21 protein-coding genes and 1 pseudogene are annotated in these 21,793 nt (G+C 39.0%); 15 read left to right on the top strand and 7 right to left on the bottom strand.

What is annotated here, in order from left to right:
* Positions 1-69 precede the first annotated feature (69 nt).
* From NLX82_RS21630 to NLX82_RS21620, 3 genes are all read left to right on the top strand, one after another.
* Entirely contained in the window at positions 70-342 is a 273-nt protein-coding gene (locus NLX82_RS21630) for a hypothetical protein (protein WP_023990462.1), read from the top strand.
* Between the two features lie 92 nt (positions 343-434).
* The gene (locus tag NLX82_RS21625) at positions 435-743 is read left to right on the top strand and encodes a hypothetical protein (RefSeq protein ID WP_023990461.1); all 309 of its coding nucleotides are present in this window, start codon (positions 435-437) and stop codon (positions 741-743) included.
* Complete coding sequence (locus tag NLX82_RS21620) at positions 718-993, top strand: hypothetical protein (RefSeq protein ID WP_023990460.1); 276 nt, start codon at positions 718-720, stop codon at positions 991-993. The genes NLX82_RS21625 and NLX82_RS21620 overlap by 26 nt, the downstream gene beginning before the upstream one ends.
* Positions 994-1,085: 92 nt before the next feature.
* Here NLX82_RS21620 and NLX82_RS21615 read toward each other — a convergent pair whose 3' ends face one another.
* The 3 genes from NLX82_RS21615 to NLX82_RS21605 all read right to left on the bottom strand — a co-directional run bounded on the left by NLX82_RS21615 (position 1,086) and on the right by NLX82_RS21605 (position 3,592).
* Positions 1,086-2,189, bottom strand: a complete 1,104-nt coding sequence (locus tag NLX82_RS21615) for a sensor histidine kinase (protein ID WP_023990459.1) — start codon at positions 2,187-2,189, stop codon at positions 1,086-1,088.
* Positions 2,182-2,862, bottom strand: coding sequence for a response regulator transcription factor (locus NLX82_RS21610; RefSeq protein ID WP_023990458.1), 681 nt, complete (start codon positions 2,860-2,862; stop codon positions 2,182-2,184). Before NLX82_RS21610 ends, NLX82_RS21615 begins: the two co-directional genes overlap by 8 nt.
* 163 nt (positions 2,863-3,025) lie before the next feature.
* Positions 3,026-3,592, bottom strand: a complete 567-nt coding sequence (locus NLX82_RS21605) for a class I SAM-dependent methyltransferase (protein ID WP_081391272.1) — start codon at positions 3,590-3,592, stop codon at positions 3,026-3,028.
* 808 nt (positions 3,593-4,400) lie between these two features.
* Here NLX82_RS21605 and NLX82_RS21600 point away from each other — a divergent pair.
* The 6 genes and pseudogenes from NLX82_RS21600 (at position 4,401) to NLX82_RS21575 (ending at position 8,790) form a co-directional block, all read left to right on the top strand.
* Entirely contained in the window at positions 4,401-4,991 is a 591-nt protein-coding gene (locus NLX82_RS21600; protein ID WP_023990456.1) for a DedA family protein, read from the top strand.
* A 44-nt stretch (positions 4,992-5,035) separates the two neighbouring features.
* Positions 5,036-5,602 (top strand): class I SAM-dependent methyltransferase, encoded by a 567-nt coding sequence (locus NLX82_RS21595; RefSeq protein WP_254349039.1) that lies wholly within the window; start codon positions 5,036-5,038, stop codon positions 5,600-5,602.
* Positions 5,603-6,199: a DedA family protein gene (locus tag NLX82_RS21590; protein WP_068938306.1), complete on the top strand. Its 597-nt coding sequence runs from the start codon at positions 5,603-5,605 to the stop codon at positions 6,197-6,199. It begins immediately after the preceding gene.
* Between the two features lies 1 nt (position 6,200).
* Positions 6,201-6,326: pseudogene (locus NLX82_RS21585) on the top strand (winged helix-turn-helix domain-containing protein); the annotation flags it as partial.
* A gap of 549 nt (positions 6,327-6,875) precedes the next feature.
* On the top strand, positions 6,876-8,045 hold the full coding sequence (locus NLX82_RS21580) for an MGDG synthase family glycosyltransferase (RefSeq protein WP_254349038.1): 1,170 nt from the start codon (positions 6,876-6,878) through the stop codon (positions 8,043-8,045).
* 46 nt (positions 8,046-8,091) lie between these two features.
* Positions 8,092-8,790, top strand: a complete 699-nt coding sequence (locus tag NLX82_RS21575; RefSeq protein WP_023990451.1) for a polysaccharide deacetylase family protein — start codon at positions 8,092-8,094, stop codon at positions 8,788-8,790.
* A 191-nt stretch (positions 8,791-8,981) separates the two neighbouring features.
* On the opposite strand, the gene NLX82_RS21570 is transcribed toward NLX82_RS21575, so the two are convergent.
* The 3 genes from NLX82_RS21570 to NLX82_RS21560 all read right to left on the bottom strand — a co-directional run bounded on the left by NLX82_RS21570 (position 8,982) and on the right by NLX82_RS21560 (position 11,482).
* Positions 8,982-10,130 (bottom strand): sensor histidine kinase, encoded by a 1,149-nt coding sequence (locus tag NLX82_RS21570; RefSeq protein ID WP_075154804.1) that lies wholly within the window; start codon positions 10,128-10,130, stop codon positions 8,982-8,984.
* Entirely contained in the window at positions 10,123-10,803 is a 681-nt protein-coding gene (locus NLX82_RS21565; protein ID WP_053326157.1) for a response regulator transcription factor, read from the bottom strand. The genes NLX82_RS21570 and NLX82_RS21565 overlap by 8 nt, the downstream gene beginning before the upstream one ends.
* 88 nt (positions 10,804-10,891) lie before the next feature.
* Positions 10,892-11,482 (bottom strand): class I SAM-dependent methyltransferase, encoded by a 591-nt coding sequence (locus NLX82_RS21560; RefSeq protein WP_076264960.1) that lies wholly within the window; start codon positions 11,480-11,482, stop codon positions 10,892-10,894.
* Positions 11,483-11,936: 454 nt separating this feature from the next.
* Between NLX82_RS21560 and NLX82_RS21555 the strand changes: the two genes are divergently transcribed.
* From NLX82_RS21555 to NLX82_RS21530, 6 genes are all read left to right on the top strand, one after another.
* On the top strand, positions 11,937-12,611 hold the full coding sequence (locus NLX82_RS21555) for a phosphatase PAP2 family protein (protein WP_028541750.1): 675 nt from the start codon (positions 11,937-11,939) through the stop codon (positions 12,609-12,611).
* Positions 12,612-12,821: 210 nt separating this feature from the next.
* The gene (locus NLX82_RS21550; RefSeq protein WP_053326155.1) at positions 12,822-13,928 is read left to right on the top strand and encodes a TolC family protein; all 1,107 of its coding nucleotides are present in this window, start codon (positions 12,822-12,824) and stop codon (positions 13,926-13,928) included.
* 33 nt (positions 13,929-13,961) lie between these two features.
* Positions 13,962-15,416: an efflux RND transporter periplasmic adaptor subunit gene (locus NLX82_RS21545; protein ID WP_076264961.1), complete on the top strand. Its 1,455-nt coding sequence runs from the start codon at positions 13,962-13,964 to the stop codon at positions 15,414-15,416.
* The gene (locus NLX82_RS21540; protein ID WP_076264962.1) at positions 15,413-16,150 is read left to right on the top strand and encodes an ABC transporter ATP-binding protein; all 738 of its coding nucleotides are present in this window, start codon (positions 15,413-15,415) and stop codon (positions 16,148-16,150) included. The genes NLX82_RS21545 and NLX82_RS21540 overlap by 4 nt, the downstream gene beginning before the upstream one ends.
* Positions 16,147-17,361, top strand: a complete 1,215-nt coding sequence (locus NLX82_RS21535; protein ID WP_254349037.1) for an ABC transporter permease — start codon at positions 16,147-16,149, stop codon at positions 17,359-17,361. Before NLX82_RS21540 ends, NLX82_RS21535 begins: the two co-directional genes overlap by 4 nt.
* A 133-nt stretch (positions 17,362-17,494) precedes the next feature.
* Positions 17,495-17,746 (top strand): RNA polymerase sigma factor, encoded by a 252-nt coding sequence (locus tag NLX82_RS21530; protein ID WP_023990442.1) that lies wholly within the window; start codon positions 17,495-17,497, stop codon positions 17,744-17,746.
* A gap of 334 nt (positions 17,747-18,080) precedes the next feature.
* On the opposite strand, the gene mprF is transcribed toward NLX82_RS21530, so the two are convergent.
* A complete protein-coding gene (gene mprF, locus NLX82_RS21525) occupies positions 18,081-20,726 on the bottom strand; it encodes a bifunctional lysylphosphatidylglycerol flippase/synthetase MprF (protein WP_076264964.1) in 2,646 nt (881 codons plus the stop codon).
* Positions 20,727-21,793 lie beyond the last annotated feature (1,067 nt).

Below are 21,793 nucleotides of genomic sequence, written 5' to 3'. Positions count from 1 at the left end.
AACGAACAATAGGCTCACCTCATTAGGTTTTTTAATATCGTATGATGGCACGAAGACTGTGCGGCTCCCGTGACACTAGATACCTTGGAAGCCTTAGAACAACAAATAAAAGTAATAAAGCACGATAATGGAATTTATAAACTTAGAACGATTACAGACGAAGAGGAAGAATCAACAATTAGAAAAGAAGACGTTAACGGAACTGAACTCGATTACGAAGAATATGATGAAGGGGGTGATTACTTTGTTCCATTACCTACTAATATTAAACCAATAATAGATAGTTTGAATTCACTAGATGACAGAAGAGTTCAAACTGTTATAAATTCTTATTATTGCTAATTGTTGCGTATCACATCTTTCGTTACTTATAAATACACTTGTCTCAAATATCTCGAACGAGAGCCTATTGTCAGTTTATTATGACAATTTAATTGAGAGAGTTAAAAAATTTTAAGGAAGATCAGAAGGAAGAGTTTATCGGTTTAATGGTGGATATAATTGATTCGCTTAAGGACTATGTTCACAAGGGTCAACTTAATGGGAAAAAGAATTTAGCGAAACCAAACTTAGATAAATTGAGCTACTTTTTAACTATTTGCGGAAAATCAATCTATAAATCTGCTGAATTAGAGTACAAAGATGTCCAAACCGAAGTATGTTTAGTTCCAGGGTATCAAGAGATAATAAGGAAACGTGAAGCTCTTGGAGAAGACAATGGCTTCATTGAAAGAAGTGAATAATGAACTAGTAAGAGATTTGATAGAAGAATTTAATAAAATAAAAATGGATAATAACCTAACTTTAGTTCAAAAAGAGCATCTGAAGACAGCACTTCTTCTTGAACTCTCACGAACTACAGGGCGGTTAGTTCAAATATATGGACAATGGACTAAAGATGGACAGATTATTAGAGATAATTCTTTGAAAAAGAAAATTGATCATTTAAGCACGTTATATGCGACATTCAGTATATTGAGGAAATGGTTATGAAATAGGAATATCCTGAGTCGCTGTAAATGGATTTATTAAGATGTAAAATTATAATAATCCGCCACTGTATAAATATTCTTTAAGGACTGCGGTTAGCTACTTGAGTTGTTTACAAAAGGTAAATTCAATTGGAATGTAAATACGTTATGACTATGATTGAGCGTTAGGGTGCCTTGATGTAACTCAACAATATTCCTAGCGATGGAAAGACCCAGTCCTGCTCCAGTTTGGATACCTTCGCTACTTCTTGAATGGTCAACCTTATAAAAACGATCAAATAGCTTCTCCTCTTGATCTTGCGTGAGGGGAGCTCCTTTATTTTCGACCTCAATCGTAATTTGCTCATGACTCGTTTTCAGTCGAATGCAAATGCCTCCCGGCTTCAAGGAATACTTTAAGGCGTTCATGAGAAGATTATCGATTGCTCTAGCAATTTTATCGCTATCAATGGAGGTAACCACTGGGGAGTCACCGATATCTTTTACGATATATACACCGTTTTCTTGAGCAATGGGTTCGAACTCGAACAGCAATTGATCCAAGAGTTGAAATAAATTGATCCTTCTCAGATTTAAGTGGGTATCGACTGAAGTGAGCCGAGTATATTCGAACAAGTCATCGAGCAACTTCTTCAAATGAATCGCTTTGTTATAGGTGTTTTGAACAAAGCGCGTATATTCATCTTTATCCTGATATGAGTCTGTTCTTAAAAGCTCGATATAGCCGATAATGCTTGTCAGAGGCGTGCGCAAGTCATGTGAAATACCTGTGATCAAATCCATCTTGGATTTCTCTATTTCACGTTCTTTTACAATCTGTTGCTCTAAACGTTCTGTCATTCGATTGATGTTGAGCGCAACCCGTCCAAGTTCATCTTGCCGAACAACAGGTACCCGATATTTTAAATTACCTTCGGAAATAATCTGAAGCCCTTGCTCCAATGTAATTAAGTCTCTAACGATTCGCCGTGTCAAAACTAAAAAAGTAAAAATAAACGTTACCATAAACAAGGGGGTAAGAAGATAAGGAAAAAAATTGCGAAACCAATGCCATTCCATAGTACTGCTAATTTTCAAGAAAAGTAAAATGAGAATATCATTTATAGCAATGGCGATAATAAAACTTAGCACCATTCTGATTAAAATGTTGACTTGAATTCGTTTTTTTCGTTTTGACTTTTGTACATGTTCATTCAATTTTATAGCCAACTCCCCACACCGTTTTAATATACTGAGGATCTCTTGGGAACTGCTCTAATTTTTCTCGTAAATTACGAATATGAACCATTACGGTATTATCAGAAAATCCATATGGTGCCTTCCATACATTTTCGTAAATGTGCTCCGAACTAAAAACCTGTCCAGGATGGCTGGCAAGCAAGACCAGAATAGCAAACTCCAGAGGAGTCAACGAAATTTCGTTGCCCTTTAACTTTACGGAATGTTTACTCTTATCGATGATCAGGTCTTTAATAAGAATAAGGGAATTAAATTCTTCTTTTCCTATTAATGTTTGACGACGTAGCTGCGCTTTTACGCGAGCAAGCAATTCTAATGGATTGAACGGTTTGATCATGTAGTCATCGGCCCCGGTAGTCAGTCCGTTAATTTTATCAATATCTTCTTCCTTGGCTGACAGCATGATAATCGGAGTATTCGATATTTCCCTTATTTTAAGGCATGCTCTGATTCCATCCATTCGTGGCATCATGACATCCAAGATAACCAGTTGAATCGGTGTTGTCTTTATGGCATCCAGGGCTTCTTCACCATCGGCTGCTTCAATCACATGGTATCCTTCATTACGTAGATATACATGAATGACATCCCGAATCTCGGAATCATCATCCACGACAAGAATGGTATTCATTACTGACTGCTCCTTCTTTTTTGACTGGGTAGAATTAAGGTATTTAAGGTACCTGAAATTACGCAACTAGTATAGATATCTTGATAATAAGGTAAAGTCTTCACTTTTTCTACATAGGCATAAGCGAAACATTTAATGGAGTGAATGAAAGTGTCATCATCATTTAAATTGTTTCCTTTTTGCGACAGACGTAAACGAAAGCGGGAGGGATATTGAAAGGTGCTAAATCAATTTTTTCAATGATAAATTTTTCGGAAAGCTGCTTTTTCATTTGAAGCGAATATTGAAAGGCGATAAACAAGCCTCCAGGTTTGAGTGCTTTATAGATCTGTTCAACCAAGGTATCTCTCAATTCACGCTCAAAATTAAAAAAAGGTAGTCCGCTAAAAATACAATCCAGCTGATGAATGTTCTCTTTCTTCATTGCTTCTAGTAACTGAGCAGCGTTCGGATGACAGGAGAAGTCTGGGTATTCTGTCTGTAAATTATTCCTCATAGTCTCATTCATCTCAAACAATAACACTTTCGTGGGTTCACTCACCTGGGCGTTGATAAAGCGGGTGATGGCACCTGTACCCGATCCGAGTTCTGCGACTGCCTTAATCTCGTTCCAGGGGGCTTGTTTAACCATTTTGGTCGCTAGAAACCGAGAGCTTGGTATAACACTGCCTACATTTTTTGGGCTGTGAATAAAGCTTTGCAAAAATAAAAGGTATTCATTAAGTTTCAACTGATTTTCCTCCATTACTGTTTTTATTGTCAGGAACAATGCTGAATATGGCACAAAAATTAACAAATTTATTTCTTTTATCGAAACGGATGGATACCGAAACGATTAAAAATGAGAAAATTGAAGTGAAGACATAGGGAGAAAATATCGTACGATTGGGAAGAACATACCGATGCACATGGCCCAATCTCTCTATTTCTGCACCTCTTTATTGTTTCGATACAGAAATCATAATGAAAAAAACTAAGGAATTAATGAGTATATTTCTAAAGAAAATCTAAAGATTCATCTATAGAAGGTTTAAAATCTATATCATCCAACCCAAAAAGCCTTACCAACCAAGTCGGTAAGGCTTTTTTATAAGGGCAAACTGTTCCGCCACGCAACTCAATGATATTTATGGCTATAGAAAGACCTAGTGCGACTCTAATTTGTATCCCTTCATAATGTTGGGAGGGGGATGTTTATGAGATCGTGTATTTTCTTCTACTTGTATGTGAAGCTATGTTTTCACTAGTACGAGTGGGAATAGGAGAGTGAACTCTCTCTTTTTAAATTTCCATCAGTGCTAAAGAAGTAGAATTACCAAAGTGTTAGGATAAAGTTGAGGTCTGATTAGCTTGGTTAAAAGCTGATCAGACCTTTCCTACATTGGGCGTAAAACAGTTTAAGATGTCAAGCCATGGCTTGGAGGGGAGAATTAAAGGCGTTTTTGTATTACTTCAGAATTTCTTTAGAAATATCCCTATAAGCTCCTAAGATTTTTATAATAATATACTTTCATCGACATTAACGAGGAGGTTAGAACATGATTAGTGATATCGTCTTACAGCTAGTCGATCATTATGGATATCTCTTTTTTTTCTTAGCCTTCTGCCTAGGCCCATTCGGCGTCCCGGTTCCAAATGAAATAACCATACTAACAGGTGGAATTTTGAGTAACAACGGAGCTTTAAACCCGTGGATTGTATATATTGTTATTCTCGCTGGCTTATTTACAGCAATTACAATTGCTTATTTTGCGGGCAGAATCTTTGGAGAAAAATTTAAACTAAAGTTTCAAAACAACCGTCACTTTCAGAAAGCAGAGAAATTTTTTGAACAGCACGGAGATATCGCAATGTGTCTTGGACATTTCATACCAGTCATTCGGTATATTTTGCCTGTATTCGTTGGTCTAAACGGTACCTCATACAAGAAGTTTGCTTTGATTTCGTATTCCAGCGCGTTTGTTTGGACCGCTACGTTCTTTACCTTTGGCAAGTTCCTTGGACATTATATATTGGCTTTGCTAGATTTGATCGATCCTAAATTGGCCGTGGTTGCTCTAATGATAGCCGTTGGCACCTTTATCACAACCAAGTGGTTCAAGTCGAAATTATCCAACTTTACTGCATAAGCTGGTGAACAAATGAAAAAAATAGAAGAAAGGGGGAGAGTCATTTGACTTCAAATCAGTATGCAATGTTCTTGCAACGATTTATTAAAAATCCAAAGCGAGTTGGAAGTGTTTTGCCCAGTTCACGGTTTCTGGCGAGTAAAATGGTTCAATCTGTGTCATGGGATGATGTGAGCACAATTGCAGAATTCGGTTCTGGCACAGGAGCTATCACACGCTTTATCGAACTGCGAGTAAATCGATCTGCTAAGGTGTTATTGTTTGAAATGGACGATAAGATGAGGAGGGTTTTGCAAACAACCTACCCAAACTTCTCATGTCATTCAAACGCTTGTCATTTAACAAAAATAATGAATCAAAAAGGTATTGATTCGTTGGACTGTATTATTAGCGGATTACCCTTTTTTAATTTTAAGAGCGAATTAAGAGAAACTTTACTCCATCAAATTACCGAATCCTTAAAACCAGAGGGCAAATTTATCGCTTTTCAATACTCCCTTCAAATGAAGAAACATTTATCTGAGAAATTCATTATTGATAAAATCGATTTTGTGCCCCTCAATTTTCCTCCTGCTTTTGTTTATACATGCCGTAAGAAAGAGGGGATTTAAGTGAGTTATGACACACTAATTCATTGGATTGCGCAGTTTGGTTATGCTGCTTTATTCTTTGCATTATGGCTCGGAATTGTTGGAATGCCAATACCGGACGAGGTTGTCGTTATGACCGGCGGAGCCGTTAGCAAAGTAGGATTACTCCACTATTTCCCAGCATTTATTATCACTTATTTAGGAGTTATCTCCGGGCTATCTCTTGGTTATATTCTAGGCAGGTTTTTCGGTTCGCCGGTGCTGGATAAACTTCGCCATAAAAAAAATTTGGGGAAGCATATACAAACATCAGAACACCTTCTAAATAAATATGGAAATATTGCATTGAGTTTTAGCTACTTTTTTCCGGTGGTGAGGCATATTGTTCCCTATTTAGTCGGAATTAATAAAATGTCATTTCGCCGTTATATTCTTTATTCCTATACAGCCGGGCTTGTTTGGACGTCTGTCTTTTTTGTAGTTGGCCAATTTGCAGGTGGTCATGTGGAAACAATCGGGACAATGATTTATCACTACGGTATATATGTGGGACTTGCCTTAATCATAGGAATTGTCATATTCATGATTCTTAAAAGTCGGAAAAGGAGCAAAGCGTGATGTGTGGAATCAACCTTTAGGAGATTTAGATAATACGGTAGTAGTTCAAATTCTGAATTTACACGAGAAAATAGATGATCTTCCAAGAGAGCCGCGATATATAAAAACCGTTTGGGGAGTTGGGTAGAAAATTGAAACTGATAAACGGCAAAAGAAATGTTTGCTTTGAGATTTTTTTGGCGTTAGTTTTCAGTCTTGTCATTGCATATCTCAGTTTCGCCATTGTAATAACTTGTATCAATTTGTTTGTAAATCGATTACAAGCGGGATATTTTTTTCTAAAGCTAGACCAGCCTTTATTTTCCCCTTTTTTTAAACTGACCCGACACATGTTTAAATACATTTTCGATTTGCCCGAAGGTTCGCAAGTTCTCTTTTGATAGATTTAAAGGAAATACAACAAAGTTATGATTTCACTGTTGCTATATATTCTAGCAGCTCAAACGATTTTCACATAAGGCGAAATGCTGATTTAAAAATATTAATCGTCATAGGTCAGATATACCCCCACCAACTCCCGAATTTCATTTCATCATCAATAATAAGAATCGTTTCTTTGGCATATGAAAGCATCCTTTCTGTGCCTTCAGTTTATGCCGATTTCTCTTAACATAAAAGGAAAGTGATTCTTAAACGTTTCTGAGATTTGATTTTTTGAAAAGGAGAGCTGTGATCCATGAAAAAAGGAACGAAAGAAAAAATGTTGATTCTTACCGGAAATTATGGAGATGGTCACATTCAAGTAGCCCAAGCGATACAGGATGCGATGCAAATTCGATTTCCTCATATGGAACCTGTCATTATTGATTTTATGGAATGGGTCCATCCTTATATGAATCATTTGAGTCGAAATGTTTATCTCCAAGCCGTAAAAACATTCCCTCAAGTTTATGGATATCTATATCAGAAAACGCGGAGACAAAACACCCTATCCTATATCATAAAGACCGTTTTTTCTACAGGAATCGGACGAATGATGAAATTGATTAATGAAATACAGCCTGCTATTGTAGTATGCACCTTCCCTTTGGCGGCAGGCGTGATGTCGAAGTTGAAATCATATGGTTCAATCGATATTCATACTGTTACTATCATTACCGATCACACGGATCATAGTTCATGGATTTATCCATATACAGATCAATATATTGTGGGTTCCAGAAGTGTACGTGATTCTTTAATTCAATTAGGTGTTGAAGAGACTCGGATTGCAGATACGGGAATTCCCATTCGCCCGCAATTTTCTCAGTCCATAGAAAGAGAGAAAACAGCTAAGAAGTATGGTTTAGATCCTCATATGCCTACTGTGCTTGTGATGGGAGGAGGTTGCGGCATGATTGGCGATGGAAGCTCTACTATTCAGAAATTTGATCTATTGTCACAGCCTGTACAATTCATCATTGTTTGTGGGCATAATGAAAAACTTCGAATGAAATTGAATGAGAGTCTGAAAATTTCCAAACATCGCATCTATTTAACAGGTTATATTAACTATGTTCATGAGTTAATGGCTATATCTGATATTATGATTACCAAACCAGGAGGAGTCACGACTTTTGAGGCGATTGCTATGGAACTGCCGATGCTACTTTGTAAACCAATTCCTGGTCAAGAACAGGATAATGCCAAATTTTTAGTTCGTTCTGGGGTAGCCATTCATGCAGAGACATCTGGGGATCTAACCGAGCGCCTATCGGAATTACTAGATGATGCAAAACTTCTTCAACATATGATAGAAAATACTAAACAGCTCCATCCTAAAGAGTCCGCGTTTGCTTCATTAGAAGTTATTTTTGGAACTATTGCAATGAATAATAGATCCAGTGAAATAAAGATATGCTCCTAGAAAAAAGGCAAGCATGGATTTATTACTGTTAAAAAGGAGCAGGATCATGAAGCAGACATTCATAATTCTCATTAGTGCATTACTCGTATACACGATTATCCCGACCCTTATAATCCGACTATTTGGAATCGGAGTTTATAAAAGGGGAACGGGCGAGCAGCCCATTGCGTTAACTTTTGATGACGGTCCGGACCCAGAATTTACGCCTCTTTTGCTTGATTTATTAAAGAAATATAATATAAAGGGTACCTTTTTTGTCCTTGGTCGCAAAGCAGAGAAATATCCCGATTTAATCCAACGGATGCACAATGAAGGACATCTTGTCGGAATCCATAATTATGTACATTGGTCAAATGCTTTAATGAGTCCTAAGAGGGTTCGCGAGCAGGTAAACAAAACGGCCAATGTCATTAATCGTATTATTGGGGAGAAAGCCTTCTATTATCGGCCCCCGTGGGGAGTCATTAACCTATTTGATTTTTTTCTGATGAAGCAATTTCGCATGATTCTTTGGTCTGTTATTGTAGGTGACTGGAAGAGCTCTGGCGGCAAGCAAAAAATTAAGCAAAGGCTGCTGTCCAAGCTAAGGGGTGGAGCTGTTATCGTTCTTCATGATAGCGGGCAAACATTTGGAGCAGATAGGGATGCACCTGCATACATGTTGGAGGCATTAAATGAATTTATCATTGAAGCATTATATACGGGGTATTGTTTTCAGAGAGTAGATGAGAAAAGAGCTGCATAATGAACAGGCTAAATATATGAGCATTAATTATGGTACGGCCGTGATAAGCGCGGCTTTTTTGTTTTACATAAACACATTAACTGTCAGCACTCTCGAAGATTATTTAAAAAACAGAGTAAGTTTAATTTGGATACTAAAAATCAAAACTTAAGCCCAGGACAAAGTATTGTTCGGGGCTTAAGTTTTTTTACTTATACATCAAGGTTGCCGGAGTGGCCTTCTTCTGATCCAATGGAACGGGTCAGAACTCCTTCGAAAGGCAAAGTAAGAGTAAATTTAAATATGTTATTTATATGAATGAGCGTTAAGGTTCCTCCATGCAACTCAATAATGTTTCTAGCAATAGAAAGGCCCAGACCTGCTCCCGTTTGAATGCCTTCACTACTTCTTGAATGGTCTACTTTATAAAAACGATTGAAGAGTTTATTTTCTTGCTCTTGTGTGAGGGGATTCCCTTTATTTTCGATCTCAATACTAATTTGCTTATTATCCAACTTCATTAAAATACGTACGGTTCCTGGCTTTACAGAGTACTTAAGGGCATTCATGAGTAGATTATCGATTGCTCTGGCAATTTTTTTACTGTCAATAACGGTTATAATAGGAGAGTTACCTAAGTCTTTAATAATATGGATACCGTTCTCTTGAGCGATCGGTTCAAATTCAAAAATTAATTGATCTAGAAGCTGGAATACATCGATTTTATTTAGGTCCAGGCGGGTATCGACCGAAGTAAGTCGGGTATATTCAAACAAATCATCGAGCAATTTTTTTAAATGAATAGCTTTGTTATAAGTGTTTTGAACAAATCGCGTATATTCATCTTTATTTTGAAATGAATTTGTTCTTAAGAGTTCTATATAGCCAATAATGCTTGTAAGTGGCGTACGCAAGTCGTGTGATATGCCTGTTATCATTTCCAACTTGGAGATTTCTAGTTCACGTTCCTTTTCGATCTGCTGTTGTAGACGTTCCGCCATCAAGTTGATATTAAACGCAACCCTCCCAAGCTCATCATTTCGCATGACAGGCACTCGATAGCTTAAATTACCCTCGGATATAATTTGAAGCCCCTGCTCCAACGAAATTAAGTCTCTTACGATTCGTCGAGTTAAAGCTAGGAAAGTAATAATAAAGTTAACCATAAACAGGGGGGGGAAAATATACGGAATGAAATTGAGGAGCCACTCGGATTCCATGCCATGGCCAATATCCAGTAAAAGTAAAATAAGCATGTTATTTATGGTTGTGGCGATAATGAGACTTAGCATCATTCTGATTAAAATATTGACCTGAATCATCCTTTTTTTTCGTTTTGGTTTTTGCACATGTTCAGTCAATTTTATAACCAACTCCCCAAATCGTTTTAATATACTGAGGATCTCTGGGAAACTCCTCTAATTTCTCTCGTAAATTACGAATATGGACCATCACGGTATTATCGGAATACCCAATAGGATCTTTCCACACGCTTTCGTAAATCTTATCAAAGCTAAATACTTGCCCAGGGTGGCTTGCAAGCAACTCTAGAATTGAAAACTCAAGAGGGGTCAGCGAAATGTTATTTTCTTTCAATGTAACGGAATGTTTACTCTTATCGATCACAAGATCTTTGATGAATATAACAGAATTAAATTCTTCTTTTCCTATTAATGATTGTCGCTGCAAATGAGCTTTTACTCGAGCGAGTAATTCTAACGGATTAAAGGGTTTTATCATGTAATCGTCCGCACCGGGAGTAAGACCCGAAATTTTACCAATATCTTCTTCCTCCCCCGATAGCATGATAATGGGGGTGCTCGATATTTCCCTTATTTTAATGCAAGCATTAATGCCATCCATTTGTGGCATCTTAATATCTAAGATGACCAGTTCGAAAGAGATTGATCTTATTAAATCTAACGCTTCCAGACCATTTGCAACTTCTATGACAAAGTATCCTTCATTGCGCAAATAAACGTGAATGACATCTCGAATCTCTGTATCGTCACCTACAACAAGTATTGTATCCATTACATGATGCCCCTTTCCTACTTTTTATGATTACGGCTACTAAAATTCTATAATTAAGACAAACCCAATGATTGCTACGAAAAGTTTATTAATACCGATTATTGCCTCCCCTTTTGCGACAGGTATATACAAAAGCTGGAGGGAAATTGAAAGGTACGAACTCGATTTTTTCGATGATTAAATCTTCGGCAAATTTTTTTTTCATTTGAAGTGAGTACTGATAAGCGACAAAAATCCCTTCTGGTTTTAGTGCCTTAATAATCTGACTAAGTAAGGTTTCTCGCATTTCACTCGTAAAATTAAAAAATGGCAATCCGCTAATAATACAATCAAGCTGGCCGATGTCATCTTGATTCAATTTTTTGATTAATTGGCAAGCGTTTGAATGACACGCGAAATCCGGGTATTTTGTCTTCAGAGTAGCTCTCATTTTCTTATCCCTTTCGAACAATAGCACTCTTGTTGATCCGGTTAACTGTGGCTTCATGAAACGTGTAATAGCACCTGTACCTGACCCGAGTTCTGCGACTGCCTTTACCTCATTCCATGGTATAGACTCAACGATTTTAGCTGCTAGAAATCGGGAGCTAGGTATAACACTTCCTACTCGTTGTGGATTTGTGAGAAAACCTTGCAAAAAAAGTAGACATTCACTGATATTCAACTGTTTTTCCCCCATTATTTAATTTCTCCCTTTTGGGTACCCAACAAATAAAGGGATGATATACCGAACAACTGGAAGGAATAATCCAAAACATATTGCCATATCTCCTCGTTTTGTTATTTATATCAATATAAAAATAGTAACGAAAAAATCTAAGGATTTTACGAGGATATATCTAAAGAAAATCTGAAGATATGTACACTATTCAGACTCGAAGTCTGCAAGAAGTGCATGAAAATCAGAAAGCTGATCTGATTGAAGAACCCAAAAAGCCTTGCCAACAAAAAAGTTGGCGAGGCTTTTTATTACGTAAATTGTTGATAAGATTCCCTATAAATAAGATGTGAGAGGGAATACCCCTTACCAACTAATGTTAAGGAATTCTTTAGAAAAATCCTCTAAAGTTCTTCAGAGTTTATCATTATGATGGGTTCATTGCTATAGATGAACCTAATCAGGAGATGATAACGTGACTCACCCTACAAAACAAACCTTCCTTTCAACTTGGCTGTCTCTTCTATGGCTTACAGTGGTTCCGTTATTGTATATTTTCTACGGTATACTTAACCATCCTACCGAACACGTCTATAGCCTCGTAACGGATCTAGATCGCCTAACGCCATTCGTTCCGTCCTTTATTATTCCTTATGTTCTTTGGTACCCGTTCATTGCATCTGTACTGATCGGACTTGCGTTCAAGGACAGAACAGCTTATTACCGGACGCTACTTGCGCTCTGTGGAGGGCTGATCCTTTCTTATATCGTCTATGCCCTTTTCCAAACGGCTGTTCACCGTCCAGACAATCTAGCCCAGACAGGCGTCATCAACCGTTTGGTCTGGTTGGTGTACAGCCATGACCAGCCGTTTAACTGTTTCCCGAGCATTCATGTGCTAACCAGCTACCTGATGCTTCGTGGAGCAAGGGTATTCGGAAGAACGATTCGCTGGGCAGTCACCGCGATGTCTATTGTCATTATAGCGTCCACTTTGCTGGTCAAGCAGCATGTACTAGCAGATGTCGTTGGCGGTATCCTAGCCGGAGAGCTGTTGTACCGATCGGCGGGCATAGCCTTATCATACCTACGGGGACATAGAAATCGCCTGACTCTGAAAGGAGGCGAGCGTCATGTTTCTGCTGAGTAAAGAGAGACGCTCATTCATATCTCATTTTATGAGAAAACCCTGACATATGATTACATTGCTAGATCGTTTCATCCCGAAATACTTTTAGCCAAAGCAGAAAGCAATCTGCACGTGTCTATGATTCATTTGTAGTTGCTCAAAAGAGAACAATAGATAATTCATATAAGAATGTGTTTGTACAATTATTTAAAAATAGAAAGAGGGGGTTCTATGAAAAAACGTATGTTCATTTTATTGCTGTTGGCCTTATCAACCAGTTCTTTTTCAGGGTCCTTTGTTCAAGCAGAGGGGCAGCAATTGGCTTCCAATGCAAGTGTGAAACTAACATTGAGTCAAGCCCAGCAATGGGCGCGATCCAATAGCTTTAGCTTGAAGGAGGCCCAGCAAACGATAGATCGCAATCGGATTAACTTGAAAAATGCAGGTAAGAATCTGGACTTCATTCCCGCAGGTACAGGTAATGGAGAAGAGGATGCGGCCAGTAGTTCAGCATGGAAGGGGTATGCCTCATCGACGGTTTCTTATCTGGAATCCAAGAAGCAAATCGAGCTTGCCCAAGATCAGACAGACTACACTACAATGAAGAACTATTATGAGGTACTTCTGGCTGATAACAAGGTGAAGAGCAGTGAGGATGCACTTTCGCTTGCATTATTGGAGGAAAAAGCTGCTGAGGCAAAAGCCAACCGTGGAAAAATTTCTCCAAGTGATCAAAGCAGCATTATTCAGACTCGTATAGAAGCACAAAAAAATATAGAGATTGCAAAAGCTGCGTTGCAAAAAGCGATGGATTCACTAAATACCCAAATGGGGCAACCGCAAGGTACGGTCTATGAACTGGTGGATCGACCTGTTTACCGAAAAATGGATAGCACGAATTTGGATACGCTTGTGACACGTGCCATTTCGGCGAGTCCTTCGGTATGGAGACAGGAGGAGGCTGTCAAGCTGGCAAAGATGGAAGTTAAATATTACACGTGGAACTCAGGGAATGATGATTATGAAATTAAACAGATTGATGTAGATTCAGCACAAGGTGGACTGGAAAATACCAAAGACCAATTGGCAGAAACATTGAAGAGTATGTACTTTAATTTACAGCAAAATGATGAGCAATACGAACAACTGCAAAGTAATCTGCAGAACGCTAATAAAGTATTAAACATTTCTCGTAAAAAAAAGGAACGGGGATTTGCCACAGGTACGGAGGTCGCTACTAATCAGTTAAAAGTGAAGCAAATAGAACGGAATATGGATGAATTGATTGTTCAAATGACACAGTTACAACATGCTTTAAACAAACCGTGGAGTGTATAGGATTTAAAAAAATATATTTAAGGGGATATGACATTGCCGGAAACAGTAAAAAAAGATGCATTGCAAATATTAAGAAAAAAAAGAAGATTAAAAGTGATCATAGGTATTCTGGCCTTGATCATTATAGTGGGAATCGGTGGTACTGTTTATATGAATAGGGGGCAGGAAAAGCCCGTGGAGGGTCCTGCGAATCAGATTGTTCAGGTGAAAAAAACCAATATAACCGAATCGCTTGCCGTGACTGGGACCGTTCAGGCTTCCAAGGAAGTGAATATTAATTTTACAAATGTCGAGGGTGCCAAGCTCATTGCGGTCAATGTCAAAGCAGGAGATAGTGTTAAGGCGGGCCAGGTTTTAGCTCGTTTAGATGATTCAGATGCCAAATTACAAATTAAAGATGCCCAGTCCAATGTTGCGATTGCAAGGGCCAAGCTAGAGGAAGCCAAGCGTGGACCAAAGCAAATTGATATTGAGCTCCAGAAGGCAAATGTCCTAAAGACACAGATGGCGATTAAAACAGCCAAGGACGGGACGGAGTTAGAGGAAGCCGCTGCACAAAAAGAGGTTGCCAAGGTGACCTTGGATAAAGCCCAGAAGGATTATGATGACCAGACTTATCTAGTTCAGAATGATGCGGCCGCAGAAAGTGACCTGGCGACGGCCAAGCAAAGCTTGGATAAGGCAAAATTGGATATGAGTAATGCCGAGCTTCAATACAAGAAGGCACAGATCAGACAAAACCAGGCTATTGAAGATGCTGAAATGGGTTATAAAACCGCTTTAATTCAATTAAAGGCAGCACAGTCCCCGCCTGAAGCTTCCAACATTCAATCTGCACAGGCTTCTTTACAGCAGGCCGAAACAGAATTGGAGCAAAAGAAAAGTGTTCTGAATAAATTACAGGTTACGGCGCCGTGGGATGGGATTGTTTTGAAGGTCAACGGCGATGTGGGCACCAGTCCTACTGCACCTTTTATCATAATGAATAACTCCAATACAGGGGTCATGAAGGTTAGTGCCAAGGTTAACGAAAGTGATATCGCCAAATTGAAGACCGGACTTCAGGCTACAATGCATACCAATTCATTTCCGGACAAGCAATTCAAAGGAGAAGTTCTTTTTGTTTCTCCAGAGCCAGTTGTGGAATCCAATGTGACTACATACAAAGTTGAATTGTCTTTGGATAGCCAAAAAATAAGGCTGCAACCGGGGATGAACATGGATGTATCCCTTCTGTTAGCTGAACACAAAGACGCGCTGTCTGTGCCATTGTTTGCATTGAGATCTGAAGGTGGTGTAGATGGAGTATATGTGGCGAAGAACGCGGCAAATCCTGCTGATTATGGATTTAGACCGGTGAAACTAGGCGTCTATACAGCGGATCAGGCCGAAATCAAGTCTGGTGTCAAGGAAGGCGAAACTATTGTTATTCCTCCTCAGAACAGCAGTGCTGATCCGAATGGCAGTGGAGGGGGGCAGGCACAATGAGCGAAACTCAATCCAATAAAACGGTGATCGAAATTAAAGAACTGAAAAAAATGTATGAAGTAGGCGGTCAGGAGATTCAGGCTCTGCGCAGCGTGAATTTATCCATTAGCGAAGGTGAGTTTGTTGCTATCATGGGACCCTCTGGTTCGGGCAAGTCTACCATGATGAATGTCATTGGTTGCCTGGATCATCCGGATACCGGAAAATACTACCTGGATGGGTATTCCATATTGGATGCTCGTGAGAAAGAACTTTCGGAGATTAGAAATCAGAAACTAGGTTTTGTGTTTCAAAAATTTTATTTACTTCCCCGAACTACAGCATTAGCCAATGTAGAGCTACCTATGATGTATGCAGGTATACCTGCCAAGGAACGCCGGGAACGAGCCGTGGAGGCGCTACGAAGCGTTGGCCTTGCCGAACGGATGTATAACAAGCCTAACGAGCTTTCTGGTGGTCAGCAGCAGCGTGTCTCCATTGCACGTGCATTGGTAAATAATCCTGTTATTCTGCTGGCAGATGAACCTACGGGCGCACTGGATACGAAAACGAGTATTGAGATTATGGAACTGTTTCAAGGGTTGAATGAGCTGGGAAAAACTATAGTTCTGGTTACTCATGAGCTGGAAATAGCTGAATATGCCAAACGATTGATTAGTTTTCGGGATGGCAATATTGAGCGGGATGAGCAAATTACGAATAGACGAATTTCATCAAGGACGGTAAGCCTATGAATGTGATGGAAACGATCCGTGTATTAATGAATAGCTTAACCACCAACAAGATGCGTTCATTTTTAACGATACTCGGTATTATTATTGGGGTGGCAGCGGTTATTGCCATTATGGCAATCGGAAACGGTTCTAAAGCCAGTATTAAGGAGGAAATAAATAGTCTAGGGAATAACGTGATTATGGTTGCTCCAGCCATGCCAATGACCGAGGAAGAAATCAATGGGGACAACTTGCCCTCCTTTACGTGGGTTGATATCAAGGCAATGGAACAAAAGAGTTCGATTGCGGCATTAATGCCCAGTATTTCGAGCAATTCAAAAGTTGTATGGGGTCGATATAACTATAATGCAACTATTATAGGAACATCCGCTTCATTTTATAAAGTTAAAAAGTTTTCCTTTGCTGAAGGCAGGACATTTACCAACGATGAGTTGGATAAACGTATGAATGTTGCTATTCTGGAAAGCCAAGCGGTTGTACGTCTTTTTGGTGGGGATACCAAAAACGTGGTGGGACGAACGTTTCAAATTAAACAGATCCCCTTCAAAGTGATCGGAGTATTGAATTCTCAGCCCGTTACGAATTTAAGCCGCAGTACAAATGATCAAATTTACATCCCTGCTACAACCATGATGAACCGTCTGGGTGAGAAAAATATCACCAGCCTAGATGTCTCCGCCAAGTCACCAGGTCAGATGGATCAAGCTCATTCAGATATATTGGGGAGCTTGCGTGTGACGCATCAGCTAAAACCCTCAGAACCGGATCAATTTCAAACTATGAGTCTGTCCGAAGCAGCAGGTGCAGCTTTGGGTGTAGATAATATCATGAGCAAATTGCTGGGAGGTGTAGCCGCAATATCGCTCGTGGTAGGGGGAATCGGAATTATGAATATTATGATGGTCTCCGTTATAGAGCGTACAAGAGAAATCGGTATTCGCAAAGCGATTGGCGCCAAGCCTAGAGATATTATGATTCAATTCCTGTTCGAAGCAGTCATTTTCGGTCTAATGGGAGGTATACTTGGGGTTGCTGCTGGCATAGGAGCGTCTAAAATAATTGAAGCAACAACTCGTATGACCATTGAATTCACGGTCTCGCCGATCATATATTCGTTTCTTAGCTCTGCAGGTATAGGTATCTTATTTGGGGTATACCCAGCTTATAAAGCAGCGAGATTGAAGCCGATAGATGCATTGAGATACGAATAATTTTATTGAAAAATGTTCATGAAACGTAAATAGGTATTGTTGAGGGTGCAGTATTTGTTGAAAAGCAATCGAAGCAGGAAGGAAAAGTAATGCCAAAAATCTTGCTATAGATGTATTAAGAAAACGAAAAAAGATGAGAGAATACTCTTCACATAGAGAACTATTTGATTATCACTGGGATACCCTCGATTTTGTAATTCAAGAGGAAGTCGAGCGAATTCTTTTGATGGTAAGTAATGACGTGCAAAGGACTGTACTCGAATTGCGCCTAGTCCAAGGATACTCCATAAAAGAAACAGCTAAAATTTTAAACAAGAGCGAAGCTGCCGTGAAGTCGTCGCTGTACAGAGCTTCTAAACATATTAAATTAAGATATATTTCATGAACTGATTGGGAAGAACCTAATAAGCAGTAGGACTGACAGTATTCTTTTTGCTGAAAGAGCTTTTTTTTCAAGCTCTGATCCTTAAATATCTTTTTATTGATCCAACCAATACCTCTAGTTTATCTGTTATCTAATACAATAAACCACGTTTTTTATGTCTAGAAGAGTGTAGGTAGAATAGTTGAGTCAAAACATTAAAAGGTGGTCATTTGACCACCTTAGGATGTGAAGGAATTGCGAATATCTAACCGTGAAAAATAATTACTTTCATTCTATTACCCTCATTTTTTCAGTCCACGTAACTGTAGCCTATCCAAAGAATTTATTCTGAAGGTTAAAGAAGCTCTACTTGTTCTGGACGACGAGATACCAGTCGGACAAGATCCAGCGTAAGCATTGGAAGTGTCATACCTGCCGGATAAGCTAAATATCTTGCTTGCCATTCAGGTGAGAATTTTTCCTTGTAACGGCGCAATCCCTCAAATCCATACCAGTGCCCACCATATCGGAACACCAGCCGAGCTAATTTTTCTTCACGATGCGCATTCTGATTTTCACCCACACTGGAGAGAGGAGACATACCCAAATTGAAATAAGAATAACCTTGTTCTTTTGCCCATTCAATTATACGTACAAATAACACATCCATCGTTCCATTCGGTGTATCATTCAAATGGCGCATCAGATCAATTGAGATCACTTTATTTTGGTCATAAGCTGGAGCTAATGTTGCAAAAGCCAAAATGTGACCCTCAGCATTACGAAGCAATGTTAAGGGAGAGCGTTGAATATACGCTTCGTTGAACCAGCCTAAAGAATAAGCTTTTTCTTTACGATCGCCTAGCCACTCATCCGAAATCTGACGTAATTCAGACAGTAATTCTGAATGATAGGGTGGGGCAAGCACTTCAAATATTTGACCTTCACGATCTGATTTATTTTTAGCAGTTCGCAAGTTCTGCTTACTTTTCCCACTTAATGTGAATGTAGTTAGAGGAACCAAAGCTTCTTCGCCTAGTTTGAAGAATTTGTAACCATTCTCATGATAGATCGATAGATATTCAGGTGTTGCTTGATAAAAAACAACGGTTAATGCATACTGATCCGCATACCTCTGAAATTCTTGAATCGCAGCAGAGACAAGATTTTTATTACCAACTGGGTCGCCAAGTACAATTAATTTGTGACGCACTCGAGAATAGGGAATTAAAATTTGATCATTTTGCGCCCAATAAAAATTTTTGTCTCCTAGATAGAGAAGATGAGTCAAAAGATTACCGTCTTCTTTGGCAATAAATTGAGTTAATTTCTCTATACCCGCCTCATCTGGACGTATTCCTGTGTAGCGATGCGGGCGTAAGGTGAATATAGATGCCATTAAAATTAAAGCACCGATTAATCCAACAAGGGCCGTCACTGCATATTCATGCGGGTTCAAAAACCATTGTTGAGTACGCATTGGTAGATGTCGCAAAATAGCTGGATGAATATGTGTACCAATAACGTAATACGATAACGATGAGATAAAAGCAAGGAACGCCCAAATCCAGATACTACGTAAAGAAATACTAGCACTTTCACTGTTAAATCGAGCCCGTGATATCCATAGCACCAATGCAACAATAAGTAAAATAATAGCTTCCTCGTAATCGAACCCTTTGGCAAATGTGAAGATAGCACCTGCTAACAACAATGCTCCCGTCCATATGTAAGCGCGACGAGTACGCATTGAAATACCACGTGATACGATAATAAGCATAATACCGATAGTCACAGATAACTGTTCTGAAAAACGCATAATAGGTAAAGATAACACATGTTCCATAAAACGTAGGCGAGCAATTAGGCCTGGGGTAGCCGCAGAAAGTAGTAATATGATACCACTGGTGAATACTAACTTTCCAAGCGCCCATGCTCCTAGATCACTAAGTAGACCGAAATGAGAAGGCCAGCCCCAGAATTTGACCCATGTGTTACGTGAAGCGTCCAGACTAGTTGTAATCATTTCACGCATTTGTTTACTGTTCGGACTCATCTCAAACGTAGCTAGCACAAGACCGATCAACCAAGGAACTACAAAGTAAAAAATGCGGAACAATAACAAAATCGTTAGTGCACGTGATGGATCAACACCTAATGTCTGAAGTCCAAGCAACACGATCAGATCAAATGCTCCAATACCACCTGGCGCCATACTAATAATCCCTGCAATTGCTGCTACAATATACACACCGAATACCGGGGCAAACGGTAAATGATTCAGATCATAAAAAGTGAATAACCAAAATAATGCCCCTGCACAAGCCCACTCTAGAACAGAGGAACCTAGAGAAGCGATGACTACTTTCCAAGGTAACTTGCCATCGCCCTTATGAAACCATTTGGCGAACAGGGAAGATCGTTGCATTAATAGGAAGAACGGTAAGTACAATGAAACTCCCCATACACCGATACGAAGCCAAGGAAGTTGTTCAAAAATAGGTTCAACAGGAAAAACACCGACCAGTACAAGACAGCCAAGTAAAGATAGACCGACTAATACGATAGGCGATAAAAAGAGTGCAGCAGCTCCCATTGTTTTCATAGGAACGCCACTTCTCTTATACAGTAATGTACGTAGTCCTAGACCGGTAAGACCAGCGAACCCAATCATATTATTAAATGTATTGGCTATCCATGCATATCGATAAGTCGTTTTCCAATTGATATCAAGCTTAAATTGTTTTCGTATTAAATAATCATAAGTACTCATTACAGATACCGCTATAAAAGAAGCAATGATCAATTGAATAACGACATGAACGGGCATCATGCGTAATTCATGAATAATTTTAGCTAAGTTAATATTCTGAATCTCGTGTCTTCCATACACATAGATAATGACTAAAATAGCTACAGGAATCAGTATCCTAATAATTTTAGCACGGTACAAAGCCAAAAATAGCTGTAAAATTTTAAGCTTTCGAAGCAATTCTCTCATTGTGTCGTCGACTCCACCTTCGGACAAAATAATATCGATATTTTTAATACAAGACGGATTGTCAAACCAAATGCGACAGGACTTCTGTGAAAGATTCGTGAGCGGTCCTCCAATCCAGACATTTTCGGGGTCGGTGGTTAATTAGATCCAGTAAATGAAGGAGATCTTCATCCGTGACCCAAGCCATCAGTACTCTTGGGGAGGAACCCAGCAGTAAACCGTTAGCATTTTCATTCAAACCGCGTTGCTAGGACAAATAGCGTCAGCAAAATAAACTAGCAGGTTAAGTATAGCTTCCATATCCGCCTGGCAAGCAAACTACTTGGTTCAGTTAGCAGTGGCTGTGAATAAGCTGCCTGCGGGGTACTGTGTGATGGTTACACCTAGCGCAATCTCTATGAACAACTCCATACGATCGGCATTGTTGATGGGAGTATGCAAGCGGGTTTATGTTCAATTATTGTGGCTACGTACGCTTCATCCTTACCGTGGGCCAGATACGAGGATACTAGATGAAGTTTCATATGGGATTGTATTCTAAAAGAACTCAGAGAGAGGGCGAAATAAGAATAGATAGGCATAGCGTTAATTAGATTTATTAAGTTATTACTGACCATTTTGAACTTCTCTCTTTTTCTTTCAGAAAGCATAATAAAAAAAACTAAGGAATTAATGAGTATATTTCTAAAGAAAATCTAAAGAATTTGTATAACTAAGTAATAACTTGAAATGGAGATTCTTTCGCTAAGACTCTCCACCGTTAAAGTTGAACAGGGCTTCCTACGCAAGTGCTCCAGTTGCAAGCTCCATGATTAAGCTTCAGCGCCCCCCATCTCGGTTAAAAGACGGAATTCAGTGTGAAAGCTCTAACTACGCATGAAGAGTTGAATATATTCTTGACTGAATCGTATTCAATTTATTGATACTCGGATATTTTATTGTTTTATAAATATAAAAAATCTTATTGCCAATAAATATAGTTATAAGCTAAAGGGAGGAACGATGATGCCCCTAAAATCAGATTCTTTGAAAATATATGATTTTGCTTCAGTGACACCTTTGGGTAT

This window comes from Paenibacillus sp. A3M_27_13, from assembly GCF_024213315.1.
GTDB classification, from domain to species: domain Bacteria; phylum Bacillota; class Bacilli; order Paenibacillales; family Paenibacillaceae; genus Paenibacillus; species Paenibacillus polymyxa_B.
Note: the sequence above shows the minus strand (reverse complement) of the source record. Positions and strands in the feature narration are given on the sequence as shown.

Excerpts from the sequence above, each read along its gene's own strand:
- mprF (WP_076264964.1), bottom strand. The coding sequence starts at position 20,726 with ATGAGAGAATTGCTTCGAAAGCTTAAAATTTTACAGCTATTTTTGGCT.
- NLX82_RS21565 (WP_053326157.1), bottom strand. The coding sequence starts at position 10,803 with ATGGATACAATACTTGTTGTAGGTGACGATACAGAGATTCGAGATGTC.
- NLX82_RS21550 (WP_053326155.1), top strand. The coding sequence starts at position 12,822 with ATGAAAAAACGTATGTTCATTTTATTGCTGTTGGCCTTATCAACCAGT.
- NLX82_RS21530 (WP_023990442.1), top strand. The coding sequence starts at position 17,495 with ATGAGAGAATACTCTTCACATAGAGAACTATTTGATTATCACTGGGAT.
- NLX82_RS21535 (WP_254349037.1), top strand. The coding sequence starts at position 16,147 with ATGAATGTGATGGAAACGATCCGTGTATTAATGAATAGCTTAACCACC.
- NLX82_RS21620 (WP_023990460.1), top strand. The coding sequence starts at position 718 with ATGGCTTCATTGAAAGAAGTGAATAATGAACTAGTAAGAGATTTGATA.
- NLX82_RS21575 (WP_023990451.1), top strand. The coding sequence starts at position 8,092 with ATGAAGCAGACATTCATAATTCTCATTAGTGCATTACTCGTATACACG.
- NLX82_RS21600 (WP_023990456.1), top strand. The coding sequence starts at position 4,401 with ATGATTAGTGATATCGTCTTACAGCTAGTCGATCATTATGGATATCTC.
- NLX82_RS21560 (WP_076264960.1), bottom strand. The coding sequence starts at position 11,482 with ATGGGGGAAAAACAGTTGAATATCAGTGAATGTCTACTTTTTTTGCAA.
- NLX82_RS21580 (WP_254349038.1), top strand. The coding sequence starts at position 6,876 with ATGAAAAAAGGAACGAAAGAAAAAATGTTGATTCTTACCGGAAATTAT.
- NLX82_RS21540 (WP_076264962.1), top strand. The coding sequence starts at position 15,413 with ATGAGCGAAACTCAATCCAATAAAACGGTGATCGAAATTAAAGAACTG.
- NLX82_RS21610 (WP_023990458.1), bottom strand. The coding sequence starts at position 2,862 with ATGAATACCATTCTTGTCGTGGATGATGATTCCGAGATTCGGGATGTC.